The organism is Devosia sp. Z6_126, assembly GCF_058133495.1.
The window spans coordinates 947159-955106 of record NZ_JBYUNO010000003.1 but is presented as its reverse complement, the minus strand read 5'-3'; the positions used below and the strand labels follow the sequence as shown (position 1 = coordinate 955106).

Sequence of the window (7948 nt, the reverse complement as noted above, 5' to 3'; positions counted from 1 at the left end):
CCCGGCCAGAACATCTATATCGATCTTGCCGAGTTTCTGGATCTCGCGGCCAGTCCCAGCCCGAAAGGGTGCTTGCGAATGTGCGAGATCTATCGTGCCGAACTGCTGGTTTCTCCCGTATCGGCCGGCAGCGGGTTTGAGGAGTGGCTGGCGCACCAGCGCGCCGCGTTGTTCGTGGACTTCAACAAGGCGTTGTCACAGGCCCTGCAGGCGAGACTGGACTCACCCCGCAGGAGCGCCGCTGCTGCGGGGTGAGTCCAGGTTGCTGCGGCTGGACCCCTGTCATGAAGGCGCCCACCGGTCCCTGATGTCTGACGCGGCTGCGAAAGGGCAATTCTCGCTCGTCAAGCAGCTCTACAACGCCTGCAGCAAGCAGCTCCACGACGAACTCGGGGTAGGTCCCGATGACGCAACCGTGCGGCTCTACCAGGAACTGACCGGCCGGAGCCTGAACGACTGAACCTATTCAAGCTCGAGGACCGTCGGCATGGTAGGTGAGTTCCCGAGCACGTGGCGTGGGCCCTCGACGAGGCCTAGGTCCCCCTTTGCTCGTCCAGTGCCGAGATCTCGGCTTCAGCCAGCTCCAGCATCTGTTCGCCCATCACCGCTCGCGATAGCTCACATGCAGTTCGGGTGACATGTCCCAAGATTGCTGCAGACTGATTTTTGCAGATGCGAGCTTCATGCCGTCACTGGCAAAAAGGGCCAAAGCTACCTGATCGATCATTTTCGTTGCCATGTTCGTTCCCGCGACTTGCTTGTTCCGGCGCCAAACGAGCGGAACGCTCTTTGAAACGTCCCACCTTCGTCTTCCAGGCGGTCGATCCCGACACGGGCTCCGTCCATTCGTGATATCGAGCTCTTGCTACGTTCCGGGAAATGAACCGGAGATCACCTTCGAGGTCGTTCGATAGGCTCCGGGCAACATCGAGGATGTGCGGCATGGTGCGTCAACGGCCCTGGAAAGGAGTTGATCGCCATGATCCGGCAAGGGCGCGTGCGGTGCAATAGGGCCATCCTCATTGATCAATGGTCAGGCGAACCCTCAGCCAACCTCTTGCTCATGAAGACCGTGACGCCGCCAAGACGGGACGGTTCTTTCCGGTCAACCGAGAAGCCGCATCGTTCATACAGCGCAATGTTGGCTAAAAAGGCTTCATTCGTGAGCAACCGGATTTCACCACAGCGGGATCGAGCGGCTTTCTCGTCCGCCAATGCCAACAGGCGTTTCCCGAAACCCCGGCCTTGCGCATCAGGTGATACGGCGATGTTCTCGATCCAAAGGTGATCGGGATGCTGCTTGGTTTCGATCAACCCGACCACGGTGCCATCGGCATAAAGCAGATCAATGTCGTGCTCCTTCACTGCACTGCCATAGTTCGCCACCATCGGGCGGGGCTCGCGCCCGATCAGTGGCACCCACTTCGCATAAGCCGCACGGACAATCTGCCGGATCGTCTCCGCGTCATCATCGACGGCTCTGCGGAACATTGTCTGGAAGCCGACGCTCATTCTGAAATCATAGTCCCAGTCATTCGCGTGTTCACTCCTCCACATGGCCGGACAAGCATCTGCTTGATTATGTACCTTGAGCTGACCGGGGGTCTACCGCCCCTCGGGGGTCAGGAGACTTGGCGGACGTGCGGATTCTCCGCCCAGCCGATGATCGTCTGTGAAGGCCAGCCGACTGCCTGATATGAGCAGCCTCCCAAATTTGGCCGAACGGCGCCTGTCTGGCCGATATCGGCCGGGGCCTACTGCATGTTGTGTGCGCTGCCCTTCGGGACAGGTGAACCGGACTACCCGCCGATGCGCTTCCGGAAGAACACGACACGCTCCGTTTTCTCAAAGCCCAGTGCCTCATGCATCCGGTGGCTGGCAGCGTTGTTCCACGGAGGCGTTGGATGCGAACTCCACGCCCAGACGGCTCATGCATGGCGACTATGGAATGAGCCATTGCCTAACCTGGAGCTGACAACACCTTTCACAAACTCGGTCTTGCCCGCGGTGTAGGCGGCTCGATCATCGGGGAATTGCAGCGAAAGGGACACTTTCAGCTCCTGATAGGCTCGGGCGAGTTCGGGCTGGTCACGCAAGGCGTCTCGGAACGCAAGCTTTTGCTGCCAGGCTTCACCTCCGATCTCTACCACGTGTAGAACATGGGTTCGCGGCGTTCCTTTCGCGTAAACATGCTCTGCAGGAAGCCCGGCGTCGGGTCTGAACTCATAGTCCAGCTTGGCAAGTTCGGAAGCTAGCCCGGGGCCGTCATCCAAGTTCGACAAGCCCAGCAGCAGGTCCAAAATTGGCTTGGCCAGAAGACCTGGAATCGAGGTGCTGCCCACATGCTCCAGGCCGCATACTCGACTCGCAAGCGACTGCCGTAGATCCGAAGCCTCTTCCTCAAATGCGGCTCGCCAACCTTGATCGTAAGCCGCCAGTCTGACGCGACCATGCTCCAGACCCAAGTTATGATGCGCCACGGCCGCGTCCCATTCTTAAGTGCTTCAACTTACGATTGAAGGATAGTACTGGTGGAATCAATGTCCAATAACGGCCAATGCCCCACCTAGGCGATCAACTTTTCCACTATTATGGCCCGGCTGCGCGAAGAGCACCGCTCCTCCTGGAAGCTGCCGTCAAACCTCTCAGCGGCACTACGCGACCAGTTGGCGCTCTGATCTCGCACCGGTTAGGTCCGCCTGGCGCTCGAGAGTAAGTACGGCGTGTGGACTATCTGAGCGGCGCCCTCATTTGCGTCTTAGCCAGCAAGGCCACTCCGCACCTCCCCCAAGGGTGGACTGAAGCCAGGGAAATACCGGAGAGCCCCGCTTCCCATGCCCGGGGGGCGGCCTGGAAGGTGTGGTCAATTTCAAGGCGAAATTCTGCTTCGCAGGGCATACGGCCCCGCATCACTCGGGCTTGTATTGGCCCTCCGTGAAGGTATTTAGTGCGAAGGACTGACATGACCCTACTAAATGTCAGCCTTGAGCAACGCCTGGGCAATGGTGAGCCGGCAGTCCCCGCACGCTGACCAACCCGGCCGAGCCGGACGTGCGTGGAGGCCCTGCCTCAGTTACACCACGCCGAGGGACACGATCCCGTCAACTTCGAGGACTGCCCCCGCCACCCCGGCACCGGTGAAATCGTCACGATCTTGACTTTGGTCAGCGCCGCAGTGGGTGAGGGCATTAGAATGATCTCAGGCTCCGAGGTGCGGGGCTTCCAAGGAGATCACGATGCGCCAAAACTTTGAGATTCAACCCCGGTACACTGACGGCATCCAGGCAGACGCTTTCCGCCATGCGATCCAGCAACGGGTAGTAAAGTCGGGACTTCTTGCAGCGCTTACCCTCCCCATGATTTTTGGAACGTCAGGGGCCGCCTTCGCCGCCAAGCTGGAGGTCGGCTCTCTGGCCTGCACGGCCGGAGAGAGCGGCGGCATCATCGTAATGACGGAGCAAGCGCTGGACTGCGTATTCCAGCCGTCCGACGGCGGTGAACCCCAGCAATACGTTGGCGAGGTCCGTAAGTTCGGACTGGACGTTGGCGTTACGGGCGGGACCCAGATCCAGTGGCTTGTTCTCGCCGACGAGTCCGACTGGGATCCTTCGGCGCTGGGCGGTAACTACCTCGGTGTGTCAGCCGATGCGTCCCTCGGCATCGGCGCGGGCGTCAATGTCCTGCTCGGTGGCACCGACGGCTCCATCGTGCTGCAGCCGGTCAGCGTCCAGGAAGAAGTCGGCGTCGATATCGCCGTCGGCATCACCGACCTTCAGTTGACCCCCGTATAACTGTACCCGACGGCGCCAAAGGGCGGGCATTCTACTTCCGCACCGCAATCGTCGGGCCATCAAAATGCGGCCGAGCCAAATGGCTCGCCAGACTTTTTCAGGCGCCCCACTGCTGTACCGAGTTGACAACCGTCCCGCACCTCCACTTTGGCACATCGATGCCGCCGGGGGGGCGTCCACCCCATTACCCCCACCGGATCGCTACCAAGAGGAGCCGGAGTTGAACTCTGCTTTGTAAAAGGAGCGCTCATCAAAGGACCTATCCCGATCCATGGCCGAAATCATCGAAACCCTTCGACGGAAATCGCGCGCAGATGGTCAGCGCAATCGAGCTCTCCTGCTTGAAGCTGCTAAGCGTGTGCTGAACGAAAAGGGTGCCGCCGTCAGTCTGAACGAGATCGCCCAAGCGGCCGGGGTGGGGAACGGGACGCTCTATCGGCACTTCCCGACAAGAGCCGCCCTAGTGGCGGCAGTGTGTCAGGAGGACGCGCGCGAACTTATCAACGCCGCTACCCATCTGGCTGCCACACGCGCGCCGCTAGAGGCGCTTTCAGCGTGGATGAATGCCTTTATCGGGTGTATTGCGACCAAACAGATCGTTGCGGAAGCCACTAATGCGCTGCTCTCCACATCATTGGACAGCACAAACTCTTCCTGCGCCGATGTCGGCGCGGCCCTCACGATGCTCTTCGATCGCGCTGTCGCCGAAGGACAGATAAGGGGCGATGTTGACCCGTTGGACCTCGTGCGGGCTGTAACTGGCGTCGCGACGATCAACTCGCACCCTGACTGGAAGAACAACGCTAGGAGGCTGATTGGCGTGATTATAGCCGGGCTGAGGCAGAACTCATCCACTTGAGGCGGGCGCGTGAGACTCTCCGCGACCACCTACCATGTTCGCTTTGGTCATTCTGGTCCGCAGAAGCTACCGGACAGGAATCCACCCGTGGCGGTCGGGCTGCAGCCGACCCGAGGCTGTGTGAAAACCCCTGATTGTGCTATGATCTGGCACTGCTTCGGGGGTGCCATATGGGACGTTTCGTTGAAGCTGTTGACCGTGACCAGGCGAGCTTTTTGCCAGCCTGTCTTGAAGACTATGTTGACCCTGACAACCCGGTCCGTAGCATCGATGCCTTTGTCGATGAACTCGATCTTGCCGAACTCGGCTTTGCCCGCGTGCAGCCGGCAGCGACTGGCAGACCCGGCTACGCCCCCGGCACAATGCTCAAGCTCTATGTCTATGGCTATCTGCATCAGTTGACCTCGAGCCGGAAACTCGAGCGCGAGGCTAGCCGCAATATCGAGCTGATGTGGCTAACCGGCAAGCTGGCGCCGGACTTCAAGACCATTGCCGATTTCCGCCGCGACAATGCCGGCGCGATCCAGATCTCATGCCAGCGCTTTGTTGCCACCTGCCGTGCTCTTGGTCTGGTGGGTGGCCGCATGGTCGCCATAGATGGTTCACGCTTGCGGGCAGTGAACACGCACGAGAAGAACTACACCAAGGGCAAGCTGGCGCGGCGCAAAGCCCATGTCGAGGAGAGCATCGCGCGCTATCTCGCCGAGCTTGAGGAAGCCGACAGTGCGGAGACCGGCCCGGCTACGCCGCGCATCGAGCACCTGACCGAACGGCTGGCGTCGCTGCGCGGGCGACTTGGGGAACTCGAGGAGATCGGCCGACAACTGCAAGCCGCTCCCGAGGAGCAAATATCGCTTTCTGATCCGGATGCCCGCGCCATGGCGACCGGCAGCGACCATCGCGGCGTCGTCGGCTACAACGTCCAGGCGGCGTCGATGCCAAGCACCATATCGTCGTCGCCAATGCGGTGACCAACCGCGGCCATGACCGCTCGCATCTGCTGGAGATGGCCAAGGCTGCACAGGCCGAGACGGGCGCTGCCGGGATGATCGCCCTGGCCGATCGAGGATACTATGAGGGCGAGCAAATCCGCTCCTGCGCCCAAGCTGGCATCATCCCGATGGTGCCCAAGCCCAATACCTCACCGGCTCAGGCGCGAGGTCTTTGGGGCAAGGCCATGTTCGTGCATGAGCCCGAGACCGACACCTATCGGTGCCCCGCCGGCCAGCAGTTGCAGAAGCGCTTCGCCCGAGTGGAGGGCGGCAAGCTCATCAGCGTCTACTTCAACCAGAAGGCCTGTAGCGCATGCCCCTCGCGTCCCCTGTGCACGGCCGGCAAGGAGAAGCGCATCCGGCGATGGGAGCATGAGGCGGTGCTCGATGCGATGGAGCGCAGGTTCGAAGCGATGCCCGAGGCGATGGCGGTTCGCCGCTGTACTGTCGAGCACGTCTTCGGCACCATCAAGGGCTGGATGGGTGCCACCCACTTCCGAACGCGCGGGCTCAAGAACGTCGCCACCGAAGCTAGCCTGGCAATCCTGGCCTACAACATCAAGCGCGCTATCGCCGTTGCTGGCGTGGCCTCGATACTCAAAGCGATAGCCGAGTGAGCGGAGTCAACGCTCCCCACAGCAAGGCAACCTGAACAATCAGCTGCCACGGGTTCTCACACAGCCTCGACCCCATCTCGGACGTAAGAAGGGGGCAAGATCAACCGCCAAGAGCGGACGTAAATACTCACCTGACGGTCCGTGGACTGTCATCATGGTTGAGCAGCTTGCGTTCCCGATTGTACCTGCTGGTCTCTGCATGAAAAGGTGGCGGCGAACGTGAATGCCAGGTTCCGAGCCCACTAGCCGTATCGGAGCTGCTACCCAGGTAATCACTTGCCACCGGTGACAAGCAGGCAAATACTGGTTCAGCCGATCCGAGTTCAGGCGCGTTTATCGCTTTTCATAGTTGGAGAATGCCCGACCTGAAGGAAAGCTCATGACTGCCAAATTTGTAGCTGCGGATTCGGCTGAGAGACGTCCGCTGTCGGTCGGAATGGACGGCGCCGGCGATGCGATGTCTCTGTCCAACTCCGATGCCGAAGAACTCTCGGCACTTCTTGATACAGTCTATGATGCCGCCATCGAGCGGGCAACATGGATAGAAGCGCTGCGGCAGGCGTGCCGGTTTCTTCGATGCTCTGCTGGGGCGGTGCTGAGCGCCGATCTGCTCGGAACCTTTGGTCTGAGTGTTCACTGGGGGTATGGTCCTGGGTGCTGGGAAAGCTACAGGGACCACTATTTCCATCTGGACCCACTAAACAGTTGGGTCTTTCGGTCCAGGATCGGTGGTGTCTTCATTGGTTCCCACTCCGTCTTGTGGCCGGAGGTACTCGCATCGACTTACTACCGAGAGTGGGTGGCGCCGCAGGGCTTCATCGATCTGATTGGTGCTACGTTAGACAAATCCGCCTCTGGAGTTGCGGCTCTGACATGCATTCGCCGGCACGAAGATGGGCTTGCGGACGATAGCTGTGCGTGGCGGATGAGGCTCATCCTTCCACACTTTCGCCGCGCTTTGTTGATCAGCAAACTGCTTGATCAGCACGATCTTCGGCCCGACGCCTTCGTGGAAGCCATGGATGCGTTGTCTACCAGCGTGTTCTTCCTCAATGCGGCAGGTGAGCTGGTTCATTCCAACCAGAGTGGTCGCGAGATTCTGGCTGCCGGGCAGCCGCTGGGCCTTATTGGAAAGAGCTTGGCAGCAACTCATCAGCCTTCCCAGATTGAACTGCGGCGTGCGCTCAACGCTGTTCTGAATTCCAAGCTGGAAAGCAGCGTTGAGCGGGTTGCCTTATCTATTTCGGGCGCGAACGGTGAGCCATACGCTACGCACCTGCTTCCTCTCACGTCTGGCGCCCGTCGACAGGTTGGCATGAGTACCGCCGCGGTAGCCGCTGTCTTCGTTCGGGAGACAAGCATCGATGTAGGATCGGCAATATCGGCAGCCACCAAGCTCTATAAATTCACCCCGGCAGAGTGCCGCGTGCTGGCCGAGATTGTTGATCATGGTGGGCTGGAGCATATCGCGACAAGGCTGGGTGTCACCCGCCGCACGGTGCAAACGCATCTGGAACATCTGTTCGAGAAAACGGGCAGCAAGCGACAGGCCGACTTGGTCAAGCTGGTTGCAGGGCACCAAAGCCCCTTGCACCATAGCAACTAAGAATGGGTCATCGGTCATTCGACCGACGCCAGATCATCGACGATGTGCAAACTCAGCTTGGTTGGTCGGCCATTTGCGACCCG

At 60.1% G+C, this 7948-nt stretch carries 8 protein-coding genes and 2 pseudogenes; 6 read left to right on the top strand and 4 right to left on the bottom strand.

Annotation, left to right across the window (positions count from 1 at the left end):
- Window positions 1-255 (top strand): hypothetical protein (locus AC3YOG_RS16865; protein WP_489935935.1); only part of this gene is annotated, 255 nt, incomplete at its 5' end.
- Complete coding sequence (locus AC3YOG_RS16860; protein ID WP_489935934.1) at window positions 137-460, top strand: bacterial transcriptional activator domain-containing protein; 324 nt, start codon at window positions 137-139, stop codon at window positions 458-460. The genes AC3YOG_RS16865 and AC3YOG_RS16860, both read left to right, overlap by 119 nt.
- Window positions 461-601: 141 nt before the next feature.
- On the opposite strand, the gene AC3YOG_RS16855 is transcribed toward AC3YOG_RS16860, so the two are convergent.
- The 4 genes and pseudogenes from AC3YOG_RS16855 to AC3YOG_RS16840 all read right to left on the bottom strand — a co-directional run bounded on the left by AC3YOG_RS16855 (window position 602) and on the right by AC3YOG_RS16840 (window position 2480).
- Complete coding sequence (locus AC3YOG_RS16855) at window positions 602-739, bottom strand: hypothetical protein (protein WP_489935905.1); 138 nt, start codon at window positions 737-739, stop codon at window positions 602-604.
- A gap of 287 nt (window positions 740-1026) precedes the next feature.
- Window positions 1027-1512, bottom strand: coding sequence for a GNAT family N-acetyltransferase (locus tag AC3YOG_RS16850; RefSeq protein WP_489935904.1), 486 nt, complete (start codon window positions 1510-1512; stop codon window positions 1027-1029).
- Window positions 1513-1799: 287 nt separating this feature from the next.
- A pseudogene (locus AC3YOG_RS16845) lies at window positions 1800-1914 on the bottom strand (aminoglycoside 6'-acetyltransferase); the annotation flags it as partial.
- A 14-nt stretch (window positions 1915-1928) separates the two neighbouring features.
- Window positions 1929-2480, bottom strand: a complete 552-nt coding sequence (locus tag AC3YOG_RS16840) for a GrpB family protein (RefSeq protein ID WP_489935903.1) — start codon at window positions 2478-2480, stop codon at window positions 1929-1931.
- A 756-nt stretch (window positions 2481-3236) separates the two neighbouring features.
- Here AC3YOG_RS16840 and AC3YOG_RS16835 point away from each other — a divergent pair.
- The 4 genes and pseudogenes from AC3YOG_RS16835 (at window position 3237) to AC3YOG_RS16820 (ending at window position 7865) form a co-directional block, all read left to right on the top strand.
- The gene (locus AC3YOG_RS16835; protein ID WP_489935902.1) at window positions 3237-3791 is read left to right on the top strand and encodes a DUF992 domain-containing protein; all 555 of its coding nucleotides are present in this window, start codon (window positions 3237-3239) and stop codon (window positions 3789-3791) included.
- A gap of 271 nt (window positions 3792-4062) precedes the next feature.
- Window positions 4063-4650, top strand: coding sequence for a TetR/AcrR family transcriptional regulator (locus AC3YOG_RS16830; RefSeq protein ID WP_489891128.1), 588 nt, complete (start codon window positions 4063-4065; stop codon window positions 4648-4650).
- A gap of 170 nt (window positions 4651-4820) precedes the next feature.
- Window positions 4821-6259: pseudogene (locus AC3YOG_RS16825) on the top strand (IS1182 family transposase).
- A 379-nt stretch (window positions 6260-6638) separates the two neighbouring features.
- Entirely contained in the window at window positions 6639-7865 is a 1227-nt protein-coding gene (locus AC3YOG_RS16820) for a helix-turn-helix transcriptional regulator (RefSeq protein WP_489935901.1), read from the top strand.
- Window positions 7866-7948: the final 83 nt, after the last annotated feature.